Here is a 14,888-nt window from a genome sequence, read left to right as displayed (position 1 = left end):
CGAACGGAAACTAACCGACGCCAAGGTCGGATCCACCGTTAATCTGACACTCCCCGGCACCGCGGTCTTCACCGATGGGTCGTACGTGGTGAACGACCCGAGATGCGTGGCGACAGCGCCGGTACCCGATGCAGGGTATCCGTACAACGAATCCGAGGATCGAAACGGCGATGGCGTCGTGAATGGCTACGAGCGGTGCGGAGTGTTGTGCGGAGAAGAACCGACCAGCGGGGATATCCAAACTCAGTACGGCTGCGAGCAGGGCTACATCACTGGTCCACAGTGCGAATAGATCGACCCGTGTTCGGCATTCGCCGTATTGCCGGTGACCCGTGAGGCATAGTGACCACCACTGTCCGTTGGCGTCGAAGGTGGAACCTCCGTGGGGAATGCAGTCAAGACCGGACACGACGAGTGGGTCGTCGTCGATGTCGAGACCTCGGGTCTGAAGGCATCCCGTGATCGGGTGCTCAGCGTGGCCGCTATGACGGTCGACGAGGACGGACGCGTCGGACGCGAACTGTCGACACTGGTCAACCCGGGCTGCGATCCCGGTCCGGTGCACATCCACAAACTGACGCCCGAACGGCTTGCCGGTGCACCGACGTTCGACATGATCGCCCCGCAGCTCATGGATCTGCTCGACGGTCGAACCTTGGTCGCGCACAACGCAAGTTTCGACCACGGCTTCCTGAAGCTCGAATCGATGCGTGCGGGCATCGACATGCCGACGAAGCAACGGTTGTGCACCGTGGCATTGTCGAGGCGACTACAACTCGACACTCCCAACCACAAGCTATCCACCTTGGCCGCGCACTGGAAAGTGCTGCAGTCCAATGCGCACGACGCCTACGACGATGCCCGCGTGCTGGCGCAGGTTTTCACTCACAGTGCTCGACTGGCCAGGTCGCTCGAACTTCCCCTTCCCGTCGTCACGTGCACCGAGCGCCTGACGCTGTATCCGGACACCGTGCCTCGAACGCATTGCACGTGGGAGAACCCCGGTCCTCTTGCTGGGGACGGCGGTCTGATTCAAGGCATGCGAGTCGTGATCAGCGGCGACACGCGCATTCCGCGGTTGCGTCTGGCCGCTCAAGTCACCGAAGCTGGCTTGGACGTGATGAACTCCGTCAGCCGATTCACCAGTGTGGTGGTGTGCTCGGATCCCACGACCGAAAGCAGAAAGGTCGAGCGAGCTCGGGCTCATGGACTTCGGATAATCTCGGAGTCCGAACTGCTCGACCTGCTACGGGATGTGCAACCAGGAACGCCCAAAGGTACTCGGCCGCAGGTCCAGCCGAAGCCACCCGTGCAGCAGCCCGATCCAGTCGCCAAGCCCTGGCAGACGAGAAGGGTCTTGGTCATGGGTGGTTCGCATGCCGATTCTGTGCTGATGCGTTCCCGCCTGATTCAACTCGGTGCGACACCGGCTGTGAATCTCAGCGCTGGCGTGACCGACATCCTGGTTCTGGACGGCGGCGATGGAGATCCCCGGATGCCGAAAGTGAAAGAACGGGATCTCACGTTGCTGACACCGGCGGCGATAGACCGTGAGCTGAAGATCGAGGTGCCTGCTCCGCTTCCGGCGCGGCGGTCCCGAATCGCCCCGCTAGTGCCACGTGGTGGTGTTGTCGATCTGGATCCAAGCCTCACCATGCTGACTTTGAACAGTTCGTGGCGGGCCGACGAGTCCGAGCAGGTAGGCGTCGACGTCGTCGCATTCCTGGTCAACGACGACGAGTTGGTCTCCAGTGACGAGGATTTCGTGTTCTACAACGCTCCGGCTACCTCGGACGGTGCCGTCTCGATGTCGATCGACGGTGACAGTGAGCAGGGTGTCCGGATCGACCTGACGCTCGTTCCCGAGGAATGCGCGCGCATCGTCATCGCCGCAGCCATAGACGGCGACAAGACGTTTGGCGACGTCGGTGCAGTCTCTGTTTCGCTCGATGGAGTCGATTCGACGGTCGCCACAGCTGTGCTCGACGCTGCCACGACCGAACAGTCGATGCTGTTGGCCGAGATCTACCGCCGGGGGAGTGGATGGCGCTTTCGACCCATCGGCCAAGGTTATGACGACGGATTGGCTGAATTGGCCGTCAGATACGGCGTGGAAGTCGACGAGTAGCCAAGAACGGGGTCCTGTCACTGGTGACTTGACTGGCATGAGCGTGAAGGCACCCAGAATTCTCCGGACTTGCCGACCCACAGTCGGCGACGTGTCCGGACCACAGACCGGCGCGTCGATTGCGAGGTTGTCATCCAGCCACCCGTGACACGCGACGACTGACGAACAGCAGTACCACCGCACCGACGGCGAGAACAGCTCCGATGGCAGGCAGGACCGAGACGCTGCTGCCACCGGACAACGCTATCGATCCGATCCAGGCACCCGCCGCGTTCGCGAGTTGGAACCCGGCGATGTTGACGGTGGCTGCCAGGTGTGGTGCTTCGCTGGCCGCGCCGATCAATTTCGAGGCCAGTGGCGGGATGATGGAAAAGCCTGCAGCACCGAGAACGAACATCCACGCGAACGCGAACCACGCTGTGCCGCCGAAGAGGAACAGGACGACAAGCGCGCCCGCGAGTGCCGTCAACGCCGTGTAAAGGGTCCTGTCCAGAGCCTTGTCTGCGAAGTAGCCGCCGAGCTGGTTACCGACGACGGAGCCGACGCCGAAGACGAACAGCACGATGGTGACGGTGGACGCGGAAATTCCGGCGTGATCGGTGAGGTACGGCGAGATGTAGGTGAACACCACGAACAGCGCGGCCTGGCTCAGCGCGGTGAGGCCGATGGCCCACAGGACGGGACCTCGGGTGAACACACTCAGTTCCGAAGTGACACTGCCGGTCTGATGGGACGGTGCGGCGCGCCGGGTCGAGGCGATCAGGGCGACGGTGACGAAGAGTTGGAAGAGCGCGACGATGGCGAACGACCAGCGCCAGCCGAGTTGCGAGCCGATCAGCGTTCCCAGCGGAACTCCGAGGACGGTCGCGAGGTTGAGGCCGAGCGTCACGCGGGCGATCACTCGGCCCTGAAACTCCGGCTCCACCAACGACGTTGCCAACACCAGGCACAGCGCGAAGAACGTGGCGTTGGGGAGCGCAGTGATGACGCGGAATATCACCAGGGTCGCGAAGTTCGGGGCCAGCGCGGTGCCGATGTTGCCGACGATGAACAAGGCCATCAATGCGGCGATAAGCGGTGTCCGGGGAACGCGGGTGGTGGCGATGGTGAGCAGCGGACCGCCGATGACGACCGTGATGGCGTAGATCGTGATCAGCAACCCCGCAGTCGAGTTTCCTACGCCCACATCGGAAGAGATGTCTCGAAGAACCCCCGCTACGAGGTATTCGACGGTGCCCACTCCGAACACTGCGAGCAGCATCCAGACGATGGCGACGTTCGCGTTGACCGCGGGCGATGTATTGCGTGTCTCGGTGACCATTCCCTACCCCTTCGTTCTATGTAGAACCGAACCTTCTGTCGAAGGCTAGGCGATTCGTTTAATGATCGCTACAGGAGTACGATGAATCACAGTTGCGAGAACGAATCGAGATGTGGAGGGCCGATGGCCGGCGTACGAGGGCAGGGGCGGAAGTTCGACGTCGACTCGGCGTTGGATCAGGCGATGTTCGCCTTCTGGGAGCACGGATACGAGGGCACTTCCGTCTCGATGCTCACCAGCGCGATGGGAATCAATCCGCCTAGTCTCTACAGCGCATTCGGTGGCAAGGAAGGGTTGTTCTTTGCCGCGATCGAGCGATATCTCGCTACTCGAGGCGACTTCATGGATCGTGCGTTCGCCGAGGAGCCCGACGCGGCGAAGCTGATCTCGAGACTGCTGTACGACGCGGCCTTGCACTACACGGACGAGTCCTGTCCGGGCGGCTGTCTGATCATCAGCTCGGCCGTCGGTGTCACCGACGCCAATCGAAGCATCGCAGATCGGTTGCGGGACATGCGCAATGCCAACGTGTCCCTGCTTGCGGAACGCATTTCCGAGAACATCGCCGACGGCATCCTGGCCCCGTCATGGGAGCCCGTCGACGTCGCGGAATTCATCGGCGTGATCATTCAAGGCATGTCGCAGCGTGCCCGGGACGGCGCGACGCGGCGTCAGCTCGAACGCGTCGCCGAAAGAACACTGACCTCGTTGGGTCCGGTGCAGTCGATCGCAGGCTGATATGCCAACCGTCTCCCGATCGTTCCTATTCAGGCGAGATGTGCAGAATGCGATCAGCGGGACAGGGCGGTTACGAACGCAGGGCCGGTGGCATCCAGCTGGGCCATTCGGCCTGTCCTACGAGGTGACCGCGATCGAACCGCGCAATCGTGCGGAATGGGCGTCGCGCTGATGAATTGTCGTACACCTGAGCGCGATCCACCATCTCGACCGCAGAGCGAAGGAGAGGCCACAACCGGTCGTAACGTTCGCGAATTTTCGCCTCCGGGACCGAATGACCGCCCTGATCGACACGGTTTTGTACTCGGGCCACAGCCGTTTCGACGGGAATTGCGATGACGTGCAGCGTCACCAAATAGCCAGCACTGACGGCAGACTGGACCAGTTCGACCTTGGACTCGTGCGAGAAGACGGTCTCGGTGACGAACGACGATCGTGCCGAGAGGAATTCCGCACGTAGCTCGGCAGCAACTTTCGACGCATCGTAGGCGTGCGCAGACTCGTCGCCGGGCCATCGATCGTGCGCGATCTCGTCGGCATTGACGAACGGAAGATGCGTGACGGGTGACAGTACGCGCGCGTTGAACGTGCTCTTGCCGGCACCATTGGGTCCAGCGAGTAGATGAAGTACCGGGTCCGAAATCGGTGTTGTCACGATGGGCTGTCTCGGGAGCGCGCTCTATCGATGGTTGCTCCACTCGACGTTGCCGTGCTCGTCCGACTCGACGTACGAGCGACCTTCTGCAGTAAATTCACTCTCGAAGTCGAGCGACTCCGTCACCGATTCGATCTGTTCTGTCCACTCCGCGCGAACGACGGCCTGCCTGTGCGGCGTCAGGTCGTCATAGCGCGCCTTACCTGCGAGCACATCGGCAATATCGCGTGCCGAGACTCGATGTGAAAGCTCCATCTCACGGCCGATCAATGCCCAGTGGGCAATCTGTTGGGCGGCACTTCGGCTTGCAGCAGATCCGGCCACTTTTGCCGCATCGTAAAGTTCGTCGTCGATACGTAGAGACGAGGTGGTGCCCATGTGATGTCCTATCGCCGCAGCAGTACCGCCAGTGTAGCAATCTGCCACAACGCTCTGCTGGGTCTCGCGAGCAACGAGGTCCGACGAGTCCCCGTCACGCGCCGTCCAGCGCACCGAGCAGCCCGGTGAAGGTAGCCCCACCCGTCAGGCCACGACCTCCGCAAACTGTTCGAGGAACAGGTCGACGTCCGCCGCCTCGATGGTCAACGGCGGTCTGATTTTCAGGGTATTTCCGTACAGACCGGTGGCCGAGATCAACACCCCGCGTTTCTTCATCGCGTTGACTACGCGTAGTGCCTCGGCCGGATCCGGTCGACCTGCAGGGCCGATGAACTCGACTCCGACGAACAACCCCGCACCCCGGACGTCCCCGATGCAATCGACGCGATCAGCGACCGTGCTCAGGCCTGCCAGCATGCGCTCACCCATCGCGGCCGAATTGGCCACCAAGTCCTCGTCTCGGATCACGTCCAGCACCGCTTGCGCCGCAGCGATGGTCACCGGATTACCACCGAAGGTGTTGAAATAGCGCAGGTCTCGTCCGAACTGTTCCGCCAACGAGCTCTGCATCACCAGTCCGGCGATGGGCATGCCGTTGCCCATCGGTTTGCCCATCGTGACGATGTCGGGCAGCAACCCGTGCCGCTCGAAGCCCCACATCGACGCGCCCAGCCGGCCGAATCCCGGCTGCACCTCGTCGGCGATCAACATTCCACCCGCGGCGTGAACGACATCTGCCGCGGGCTTCAGGAAGGGTTTGGGCTCCGGCAAGATCCCGTCGGATGCGAAGATCGAGTCGATCAGCAGAGCCGCGATACCGATCCCGGACGCGGCCAGGTCGTCGATCTGCGCCTGCACCTGTTCGGCGAACCACGTCCCCAGATCGCCCTCCACCCGGTACGCATCCGGTGCCGGAACCGTCCGCAACCACGGAGCGTCGCGAACGGACGCCGGACCCATCGACGGCGAACAAGCCGCCACATCCACAGTCCCACCGTGATAGGCAGTTTCGGTGACGATGATGCCCTGGCGGCCGGTCGCGTGCCGTGCGATGCGGAGAGCGAGGTCGTTGGCCTCGGATCCGGTGCACGTGAACATTGCGGTGTCCAACCGGTCGGGGAATGTGCCGACCAGACCCTCGGCGTAGCCGATCACCGCCTCGTGCAGGTACCGCGTGTGCGTGTTGATCAACGACATCTGCTGAGTGACGGCCGCGACCACCCTGGGATGGCAATGCCCCACGCTGGCAACGTTGTTGTACATGTCGAGGTATCGCGTGCCATCGGCGTCGTACACATACACACCCTCGCCTCGTACCAACTCGAGCGGAGTCTCGTACATCAGGTGATAGGCAGGCCCGAGTACCCGCCTTCGACGCTCGACCAGATCGAGCGTGCGGGTGCTGAGCCCCACGGCCGAGGATGCATCGAAACCGTTGACGCTCAGGGCTCCGACGCGATCGAGTGTGGTCACCTCACAACCCCTGCAGCCAAAACGCCCAACGTGGATCCGCCATTTTCATCCGCGCGCGGGCGAGCTTCCAGGTTCCGTACTTGTGGTAGTCGAAATCCCATGCGGTGCTGAGCTTGTGGTTCATGCAGCCCCACAGCCCCCATTTGACGTCGGCGAGTGCGCTGCACACCTGTACGCGGGAGATCATCGACCACTCGGCTTTGCCGTAGAACTCTTCGATCAGCTCCATGGTCTGTTGCTCGCCGTAGAACATCTCGGTGATCATCACGGCCAGCTCGTAGGCGCGGTCGTTGTTCGACGCGAACTCGTAGTCCACCAATTTCATCGGCAGGCCGTCGCCGATGAGGATGTTGCCCGGCATCGGGTCGTTGTGGCACGCCACCAGATCCAGGCCGGATGCCAGCATCGCGTTCTTCGCCTGCCCGTATTCCGCGAGGATCACCTCGGCGTCGCGCGGCAATCGCACGCCGAGTTCGGCAACCTGATCGAGGTGTTCGTCGATCATGTCGAAAATCGTCTTCGTGATGCTGAGCTTGCTTCCCGAATGCAGTACGCGATACAGGTCGATCATGCCCAGGGGAATCTCGGGGCGCTTGAGGTCACCGTTGGTGCACGCCCGATAGCCTTCGAGGAACTCGATGACCTCCACGCCGGTCACCGGGTCGAACAGCACCACCTCGGGGCCGATGTCCAAAGCACCTGCGCGACGGGCAGCTTCGTTGGCCAGCGACCGATCGATGAACGAATCCGTTCCGGCTCCGGGGAGTTTCATGAAGTAGCGCTTCAGTTTTCCTTCGACGGTGATGCGCCAATTGCTGTTCATCAACCCTCCGGGTACCGGGTTATAGGTGATGTTCAGTCCCTCCCACTCCGCAACGGCAGCCAGGGCTTTCTCCACCTGCCGCTCGGGTTCGGTGCGGGCAGATCCCAATGCGATCTCGTTCATGGCCACCTCAGATGTTCCGTACTCGGTCGTCGAAATGGGGGTCGCGAAGTCCAGCGCGCGCCCTCAGGAACTGCCAGTCGGAGAACTTCGAATATTCGTGCGTGCCAGGCCTCATCGCATCCGCATACGAGCCGATGAGGGCCCACCGCAGGCAGTCGGCGATGCCGTAGATACGGGCGCGGTCGAACAGCGCACTGTCGAACGACCCCCACATCATCTCGAACACCTCACGTGCGTCGGTGTCGAACGGGCGGATTTCGGCGAGCAACGCACCGATGTCCTGCAGCGGATCCATCAGCGCCGCAACGTCCCAGTCGACGAGCCGCATGCTGCCGTCGTCGAGCACCAGGACGTTGGAGACATTGCCGTCGCCGTGGCATGGCACCGCGTCGACGCCGGCGCTCTCGATCCGCGCTGCGGCGGGTCCGAGAGTGCGCAGCATCCAGCCGAAGTCGGCCGGCAAGGCACCGCCGACCCGCTCGACCAGGCCCCGCACATGCGCCAGGTCCTCGAACACCGACGCACGTCTGGTGATTCCGCTGAGCCGGTGAACGGAGGTCCGCAGTGCCACGAGCTTCTCGACATTCGCATCCTCGTCGAACAGATCCAGCGTTGCGGTCGAACACAGTCCGGTGAAATCCTCCATCACCAGCACACCGGACTCTGCGTCGGAGAAGAAGACAGCGGGGCCGACGCCCGCGTCACCGGCCGCGGTTGCAGCGGAGAACGTAGCTGCGATATCGATGTAGTCGCGGGCATGCGGTTCCATCACCTTCACGTATGCGGCCGACCCTGCCCCCGAGTCCGCAACCTCGGCCCGCGCCGAATAGCGCTCGGAGTCAGCGCCCCACCAACTGGGGCTCGCCATGGTGGTACTGGGGTCCAGCGTCAGGTCGCCCGTCGCCCAGATACCCAACTCGCTCAATGTCTGTCGCACAGTCATCCCAGTGCTCCGATCGTGTCAGCGGCCACAGCTGTCGGCCAGTCCATCTCGAATCCGCGCGCACCTTCGAGCCATTTCGTCAGCCGCAGCACCGCCTGATCTGCGAACCGCGGTCCGACGACCTGGATGCCGACGGGCATGTGTGCGCTGAAGCCGAAGCAGAGTGCCGAGGCAGGCTGTGCGGTCTGGTTGAACCAGGCGGTGAAACTGCAGTGGCCCAATGGTTGTGCCGGGTCGAGCCCAACCTCTTCGGCCCCGAACCCCACCGTCGGAATGACCGGCGAGATGACGAAGTCGAATTCGGCCGTCTGCGCTCGAATCATCTCCTGCGAGCGCATCACCGCATCGGTGTCGCGCGAGAACTGAGCGGCCGAATACCCTGCCGCCGCCGTGGCCCAGTCCGCGACCGCGGGCAGTACCTGCGATCGACGATTTTCGGGAATGGCCTCCCACTCCGTGCGCGCACGAACCTGGAACAGGCGATCCAACGCCGGGTACGGATCTGCGCCGAAGACCGGCGGCATTTCGGTGACCACGGCACCCGCTGCACTCAGTTGCATTGCTGCAGAACGCACCACGGCCTGTACGTCGTCGGAAACGGAGGGACCGTAGCCCATGTCCAGCATGACGCCGATGCGGAGTCCGGCAGGAGCCAGGCCTGCGCGTATGTCGGTGGTGTCCTCGTAGGGCAGGCTCCACGTGTCCCGTGGATCGGGCCTCGATATGACACCGTAGAGATCGATGAGATCGTCGACGGTGCGCGCCATCGGACCGGCCGATCGCATGGTCGACGGTGCGGTATGCGGAATGCGGCCCTGCGTCGGCTTCAATGCGACGAGCCCGCAGTGTCCTGCGGGCAACCGCACCGACCCGGCGATATCGGAACCGACAGAACCGAAACCGATGCCCGACGCCAACGACGCACCCGCGCCGGCACTGGACCCGCCGGTGTTGCGCGAGAGGTCCCAGGGATTGCGGGTGACTCCGTACAGCGAGCTGACGCCGGCTGCCATCATCCCCATGTCGGGCATGGTCGTCTTCCCGACGATGACTGCACCGGCTTCCTTCAGTCGCGCAGCCGGTGGTGCGTCGACGGTCGACATCGGCAGGTCCGCATTCGCGGTGACGCCGTGACGCCACGGCATCCCGATCGCATGGATGCTGTCCTTGATCGTCACTGGAATGCCGTCCAGATCGCCTCGGGCACGACCGGATACGAGTCGATCGGTCGCGGCCTGAGCTGCCGCACGCGCACCCGATTCATCCACGTACGCCATCGCATTGATCACGGGGTCGATGGCCGCCAGATGCTCCAGCGTGGCATCGAGCAGGTGTAGGGGAGTGGTCTCACCGCTGCCGAACGCCTCGCGAATCTCGGCGATCGTCTTCGTCAAGAGGGGATTCATCGAGTGCCTTTCGTGCCGGCGAGTTCGACGGGCAGGCCGACCCCGATATCGCCGCGCACCATGCGCGCGACCGTTTCGGCGAGCATCTTCACGCCGTCGAGTAGGTCGGTGTCGTGGGTGAGCTCCTTCTCGCTGTGCGATATGCCGTCGACGCTGGGGACGAACAGCATCACCGTCGGAACGACGTCCTTGAGATTCACCGAGTCGTGGCCTGCCATGGTGAGCATCCGTCGACACGACAATCCGAGGGCTTCGGCGGCTTCCTCGGCGAGTTCGACGCCCTCGATCTGGTAACTCGTGGAGGGTCGCAGCGCCGACGTGTCGATGCTGACGCGCACCTCCCCGTCGGCGTTCACGGAATCGATTGCTGCAAGCATCTTCTCGTGGGCCTGCTCGAGAACCTCGGGATCGGAGGACCGGATGTCGATGGCCATGGCGACCTTCGACGGCACGACGATGGGGGAGTTGGGTTCGACGTCGAACTCGCCGACCGAGGCCAGCAGCGCCTGTTCCGGAAACTGGGTCGTGAGATCGCGGGCAGCGAGCACGATGCGGGATGCGCCGACCAACGCGTCGTGACGCAGGGCCATATGAGTTGCGCCGGTGTGCGACTGCTCACCGTGCACGGTGATCGAGTACTTCCGCGCGGCCCAGTTGGCGGTGACGATGCCGATCGTCGTGCCTGTGCTCTCGAGGATGGGACCCTGTTCGATGTGGATCTCGGCGTAGGAGGCGGCCTCGGGAGCGGAATCATTGCCGTGGAAACCGATATCGGACAAAGCATCCCGCACGCTGACACCACTACGGTCGGTGACCTTCAGGATGTCGTCGGCCTCGAACTTGCCGATGAAGACCCCGCTTCCCATCAAGCTGGGCGAGAAGCGGGAGCCTTCCTCGTTGAACCAGTTCACCACCGCAAGGTTGAATTGTGGTGCGACCGAGCCACGTTCGACGCACTCGGCGACCTCGTACGCAGCGTGGGCTGCGGCGAGGACCCCGTAGGCCCCGTCGTACTTCCCGGCGGTCGGCTGACTGTCGAGATGCGAACCGACGAGGACGTACGGTGCGCCTGGCGCAAATTCCACGGTGCCGTACATGTTTCCCACCGCGTCGACAGTGGTGGTGAAGCCGTGCCGGTCGAACCAGTCGGCGAGGAACCGCCTGGTTCGACCGTCGTCCGCGGTTGCTGCCTCGCGGTGCACACCACCGGCGGCGGTGGCACCGAACTGCGACATAGCGGTGAAGTCGTCGAGAAATGTCACGGTCAGATCTTTTCCGGTGCGGGGTTGGTGGCCAGTTCTTCGATCTGGTCCTCGAAGGACAGGTCGACCGGTGCCGTGCGGGTAGGACGCTTGCCGACCTCGAACATCTCGTCGACGCGGGCCTTCTCCTCGGCCGTGGTTCCGGTGGCCTTGGAGACGATGAGGAACACGGCCAGGTTGACGGCCATGCCGACGACGCCACCGGTGAGGCTGCCGAGCCCGACGATGTCGTCCGGGAAGATGGCGGTGAGCACCAGTGCGACGGTGAAGCCGGAGATCATTCCGGCGACTGCGCCCTTACCGTTGCCGCCTCGCCAGAAGATGCCGAGGAACAGCGGAATGGCAAGCTGTACAACGCCTTGGTACGAGATCTGCGCGAGAAGTTGCAGGCGCGTCATGTTGAAGGTGGCGTAGGCGACGATGGCCGCCGCTGCCATGAACGCGAGCATGCTCGTCTTGGCCACCTTGGTGAGCTGGCTGTCGGTGAGCTTGTGCTTGTCGGAGTTGACGATGTCGTTGGCGATCTGCAGTCCGCAGACCTGCACGCTGCCGTCGATGTGGCCCATGGACGCGGCGAACACCATGGTGGCGGCGAGCCCCAGAAGCCAGGTTCCGCCGTAGCTTTCGGCAATGGTGAACCAGCCGGTCTGCGGCGAGTCGGCGACGGCGGGAATGACCGTGCCGGCGATGCCGACGAGCATGAGCAGGGAGTAGAAGACGCCGGAGATCAGCACGGTGCGGATGGTGCCGGACTTGACTGCGCGGACACTGGACGCGGTGTAGATGCGCTGAAAGCTCGTCGGCCAGCACAGCGATCCGACGACACCGGTGAAGATGAGCGCGAAGAGGTAGAACGGGCCGTAGGAGTCGCCGTCGCCGGGAACGCGCAGGTACTCGTCGGCGACGTCTCCGAGGGTCGAGAAGCTGATCGGACCGCCGGCGACACCGGAGAGCAGAATCAGGCACAGTGCCGCAGAGAAGACGTAGGCGACCAGACCTTGGAACATGTCGGTCATGATCAGGCCGCGCATGCCCATCTTGACGGTCCAGTACTGACGGATGACGATGACCGCCAGGCCGACGAACAGGCACGTGGTGACCGACCACGCTCCGGCACTGGCGATCTGGAAGACCTCGCCGAGTGCCTGCATGCCGAGGACCACCCAGGGGAAGAGCGAGACGATACCGATGACGCTGGCAACGATCTTGGTGCCGCGCGAGTTGAAGCGCAGGCCCAGTAGGTCGGGCTGTGAACGGAGGTTGTACTTCGCTCCCCAGCGCCAAGCGCGGGTGGCCATGAAGTACATCATGGCAACGCCGAGGCTGGAGTACGCGAGGCCGTAGAGGCCGAATACGCCTGCGCCGCTGGCGAGTCCGAAGAACGCGATGAACACCGAGCCCGGCCACCACGAGTTGACATAGCTCATCGCGACGTACCAGGGGCCGTAGCTGCGACCGCCCACCGAGTACTCGTCGAACGTGGGGGAGGTCTTCTGTTGGGTGGTGTAGAGGATGAAGATGACGACGGCGTAGAAGACGCCGAGCATTCCCAGCATGATCAACATGTCATTCTCCAGTCAGCGGTGCTGTAGCGGGGAGGAGATCCTCGTCGAGTTCGCCGCGGATGTCCTCGACGATGTAGAGACCCCAGAGTGTGAGTCCGAGAACGACTCCGTTGATCAGCCAGTACATGATGGCGAACGGAATGCCGAGAATCTCGTAGCGAATGCCACTGCCCCACATGTACAGCGGGGGGAACAGTGCGAAGAGCAGAGCGAGAGCGTAGATACCGCCGAAGAACGTCATGATGCTCTTTCGGCTCAGGCCGCGAATGTACTCTTTCATGTGCGTCATCCTTGGTTGACTATTTTGAGAACCGAGTCGTGAATTGCGCCGTTGGTCGCAATCCCGTTGCCTTTGTCGAAGTCTCGCGCTCCGTCGAGCGAGGTGAACGTGCCGCCGGCTTCCTCGATGATCACCGGCATGGGGGCGAGATCGTAGATCTGCGTCGTGTAGTCGACCACTGCGTCGGCCTGGCCGCTCGCGACCATCATGTAGCCGTAGGCGTCGCCCCAGGTCCTCAGCACGGCACCCGTGGCGTGGAGGTCGACGATGGTATCCGGGTGCCAGTCCTCGAGCCAGGTTGCCATCACATAGGCACCGTCCAGATCTGTCCTGGTCGAAACATGTACCTGCTCACCGTTTTTCCAGCACCCTTTGCCGCGCTCGGCGTGCATGAGGATGTCTGCGCTGGGTAGGTTGATGACGCCGAAGACGATCTGCTCGCCTTCTTCTAGCGCAATCAGGTTGGCGTACAGCGGAACTCCGTGCACGAACGACTTGGTGCCGTCGATCGGGTCGACGATCCATCGGTAGTCGGAGGTGCCGCTGGTTTCACCGAACTCCTCCCCGAGAAAGCCGTCGGTGGGGAAGTGTTCGGCGACGCCGGCTCTGATGTGCGTCTCGATATCGCGATCCGCTTGTGTAACAGGGGAACCGTCCTGTTTCTGTTCGACGGTGAGGGCTGAGGTGTCGAACCAGCGACGAGCGATCTCGCCCGCCGAGCGGGCGAGCTCCACGCCGAGAGCGGCGCGTGCCGACCTGGAATCCTCCACGGTGTTGCACCCTTCGGTAGATGTTGCGTTCTCGGGTAGGTGCAACGATGGGCGTAGACCATTTCTGGTTTTCTCGTCGATACGTGAACGTCGTGTAACGCGTGACCTGGTTGCGGGTCATAGGACACCCGCCGTGTTAATCGTGCGTTAATGCCCAGGTCGAGGGGTGTTGCTCGGGCCTGATTGAAGATTGAATGGGCTTCTGCAGTCGTGACGAGTAAATCGAGGTGATTCGGTGCTGTTGATGGAGCAGACGCACGCGGCGCTTCTTCGGTTGGCTGCCGAGCTCGAATCGCGGTCCGTTGCCCGGTTGCCTCCCGAACGCGAACTGGCCGAGCGACTCGGCACGTCACGGACGACGCTGCGCAAAGCGCTGGATCTTCTCGAACGCGACGGCGTCATCCGACGGACGAAGGGGAGAGTCGGCGGTGCGTTCCTGACCTCGGTGACACCGGGTTCGTCGTCGCCGGAAAGTGCGCAGTCCCTCTGTCAGAGCCGGCGACTGCTGCGAAGCCTCAACACCGTCAAGGGCGTCCCACAGATGCTGCACGAACAGGGATTTCGCGACGGGACCAAGGTCATCTCGGCGCGGATCGCCGAGCCGAGCCCGGAGGCGGCGCAGGTGCTGGGAGACGGACCGGTGGTTTCGCTGCTGCGGCTGCGCTTCGCGGACGGCGACACGCTGTCGCTCGAGCAGATGTACCTCAGCGACAGCATCTGTGGCCGAGTTCTGGAAACCCCGTTGAACTCGGTGTACGAGGCGCTGCGCACCAGGCTCGGTGTATCGGTCTGTATGGCAGACGAATCCATCGAATTGGCGACGATCAGTGCGCCTGCGGGCTCGCTGCTCCGGCAACCCGAGGGAACGCCCATCCTGAAGCTCGAACGCATCGGATACGACCAGTCCGAACGACCCGTCGAATATTCGGTGGACCTGTTCCGCGCCGACCGAACGCGATTGAGTGTGCGTACCTCGTCGCTGGTGAGTGCGTCGGTCACCGAGACGTCGACGTAAAGAGCTGG

At 63.0% G+C, this 14,888-nt stretch carries 14 protein-coding genes and 1 pseudogene; 4 read left to right on the top strand and 11 right to left on the bottom strand.

The window, feature by feature from the left end:
• Window positions 1-292: pseudogene (locus QM590_RS14635) on the top strand (hypothetical protein); the annotation flags it as partial.
• 90 nt (window positions 293-382) lie between these two features.
• Complete coding sequence (locus QM590_RS14630) at window positions 383-2,128, top strand: TerD family protein (RefSeq protein WP_269595396.1); 1,746 nt, start codon at window positions 383-385, stop codon at window positions 2,126-2,128.
• Window positions 2,129-2,258: 130 nt separating this feature from the next.
• On the opposite strand, the gene QM590_RS14625 is transcribed toward QM590_RS14630, so the two are convergent.
• Window positions 2,259-3,449, bottom strand: a complete 1,191-nt coding sequence (locus QM590_RS14625) for an MFS transporter (protein WP_269595397.1) — start codon at window positions 3,447-3,449, stop codon at window positions 2,259-2,261.
• Window positions 3,450-3,572: 123 nt separating this feature from the next.
• Between QM590_RS14625 and QM590_RS14620 the strand changes: the two genes are divergently transcribed.
• Window positions 3,573-4,187 (top strand): TetR/AcrR family transcriptional regulator, encoded by a 615-nt coding sequence (locus QM590_RS14620; RefSeq protein WP_269595398.1) that lies wholly within the window; start codon window positions 3,573-3,575, stop codon window positions 4,185-4,187.
• Window positions 4,188-4,257: 70 nt separating this feature from the next.
• Here the strand turns inward: QM590_RS14620 and QM590_RS14615 are convergent, their stop codons facing one another.
• The 10 genes from QM590_RS14615 to QM590_RS14570 all read right to left on the bottom strand — a co-directional run bounded on the left by QM590_RS14615 (window position 4,258) and on the right by QM590_RS14570 (window position 13,865).
• Window positions 4,258-4,842, bottom strand: a complete 585-nt coding sequence (locus tag QM590_RS14615; protein WP_269595399.1) for an ATPase — start codon at window positions 4,840-4,842, stop codon at window positions 4,258-4,260.
• 24 nt (window positions 4,843-4,866) lie between these two features.
• A complete protein-coding gene (locus QM590_RS14610) occupies window positions 4,867-5,220 on the bottom strand; it encodes a TA system antitoxin ParD family protein (RefSeq protein ID WP_068047090.1) in 354 nt (117 codons plus the stop codon).
• 144 nt (window positions 5,221-5,364) lie between these two features.
• Complete coding sequence (locus QM590_RS14605; protein ID WP_269595400.1) at window positions 5,365-6,693, bottom strand: aspartate aminotransferase family protein; 1,329 nt, start codon at window positions 6,691-6,693, stop codon at window positions 5,365-5,367.
• A 1-nt stretch (window position 6,694) separates the two neighbouring features.
• A complete protein-coding gene (locus QM590_RS14600) occupies window positions 6,695-7,639 on the bottom strand; it encodes a choline kinase family protein (RefSeq protein WP_269595401.1) in 945 nt (314 codons plus the stop codon).
• A gap of 7 nt (window positions 7,640-7,646) precedes the next feature.
• On the bottom strand, window positions 7,647-8,582 hold the full coding sequence (locus QM590_RS14595) for a phosphotransferase family protein (RefSeq protein WP_269595402.1): 936 nt from the start codon (window positions 8,580-8,582) through the stop codon (window positions 7,647-7,649).
• Window positions 8,579-9,988 carry an amidase gene (locus QM590_RS14590; protein WP_269595403.1) on the bottom strand — a complete coding sequence of 470 codons (1,410 nt, stop codon included), beginning with the start codon at window positions 9,986-9,988 and terminating at the stop codon, window positions 8,579-8,581. Before QM590_RS14590 ends, QM590_RS14595 begins: the two co-directional genes overlap by 4 nt.
• Complete coding sequence (locus QM590_RS14585) at window positions 9,985-11,250, bottom strand: M20 family metallo-hydrolase (RefSeq protein WP_269595404.1); 1,266 nt, start codon at window positions 11,248-11,250, stop codon at window positions 9,985-9,987. The genes QM590_RS14590 and QM590_RS14585 overlap by 4 nt, the downstream gene beginning before the upstream one ends.
• 2 nt (window positions 11,251-11,252) lie before the next feature.
• The gene (locus QM590_RS14580; protein WP_269595405.1) at window positions 11,253-12,815 is read right to left on the bottom strand and encodes a sodium:solute symporter family protein; all 1,563 of its coding nucleotides are present in this window, start codon (window positions 12,813-12,815) and stop codon (window positions 11,253-11,255) included.
• Window position 12,816: 1 nt separating this feature from the next.
• Window positions 12,817-13,095, bottom strand: a complete 279-nt coding sequence (locus QM590_RS14575; RefSeq protein ID WP_094640059.1) for a hypothetical protein — start codon at window positions 13,093-13,095, stop codon at window positions 12,817-12,819.
• 5 nt (window positions 13,096-13,100) lie between these two features.
• Window positions 13,101-13,865 carry an inositol monophosphatase family protein gene (locus tag QM590_RS14570; protein ID WP_269595406.1) on the bottom strand — a complete coding sequence of 255 codons (765 nt, stop codon included), beginning with the start codon at window positions 13,863-13,865 and terminating at the stop codon, window positions 13,101-13,103.
• A gap of 244 nt (window positions 13,866-14,109) precedes the next feature.
• Here QM590_RS14570 and QM590_RS14565 point away from each other — a divergent pair, with 244 nt between their 5' ends.
• Window positions 14,110-14,880 (top strand): GntR family transcriptional regulator, encoded by a 771-nt coding sequence (locus QM590_RS14565; protein ID WP_269595466.1) that lies wholly within the window; start codon window positions 14,110-14,112, stop codon window positions 14,878-14,880.
• Window positions 14,881-14,888 lie beyond the last annotated feature (8 nt).

It is taken from the genome of Rhodococcus sp. IEGM 1372 (genome assembly GCF_030056835.1).
Taxonomy (GTDB): domain Bacteria; phylum Actinomycetota; class Actinomycetes; order Mycobacteriales; family Mycobacteriaceae; genus Rhodococcoides.
This window is presented reverse-complemented; position numbering and strand designations above follow the sequence as displayed.

What these genes read in the sequence shown, in the direction of transcription:
- QM590_RS14595 (WP_269595402.1), bottom strand. Translation starts at nt 8,582, where the DNA reads ATGACTGTGCGACAGACATTGAGCGAGTTGGGTATCTGGGCGACGGGC.
- QM590_RS14580 (WP_269595405.1), bottom strand. Translation starts at nt 12,815, where the DNA reads ATGTTGATCATGCTGGGAATGCTCGGCGTCTTCTACGCCGTCGTCATC.
- QM590_RS14565 (WP_269595466.1), top strand. Translation starts at nt 14,110, where the DNA reads ATGGAGCAGACGCACGCGGCGCTTCTTCGGTTGGCTGCCGAGCTCGAA.
- QM590_RS14575 (WP_094640059.1), bottom strand. Translation starts at nt 13,095, where the DNA reads ATGAAAGAGTACATTCGCGGCCTGAGCCGAAAGAGCATCATGACGTTC.
- QM590_RS14620 (WP_269595398.1), top strand. Translation starts at nt 3,573, where the DNA reads ATGGCCGGCGTACGAGGGCAGGGGCGGAAGTTCGACGTCGACTCGGCG.
- QM590_RS14625 (WP_269595397.1), bottom strand. Translation starts at nt 3,449, where the DNA reads ATGGTCACCGAGACACGCAATACATCGCCCGCGGTCAACGCGAACGTC.
- QM590_RS14610 (WP_068047090.1), bottom strand. Translation starts at nt 5,220, where the DNA reads ATGGGCACCACCTCGTCTCTACGTATCGACGACGAACTTTACGATGCG.
- QM590_RS14600 (WP_269595401.1), bottom strand. Translation starts at nt 7,639, where the DNA reads ATGAACGAGATCGCATTGGGATCTGCCCGCACCGAACCCGAGCGGCAG.
- QM590_RS14590 (WP_269595403.1), bottom strand. Translation starts at nt 9,988, where the DNA reads ATGAATCCCCTCTTGACGAAGACGATCGCCGAGATTCGCGAGGCGTTC.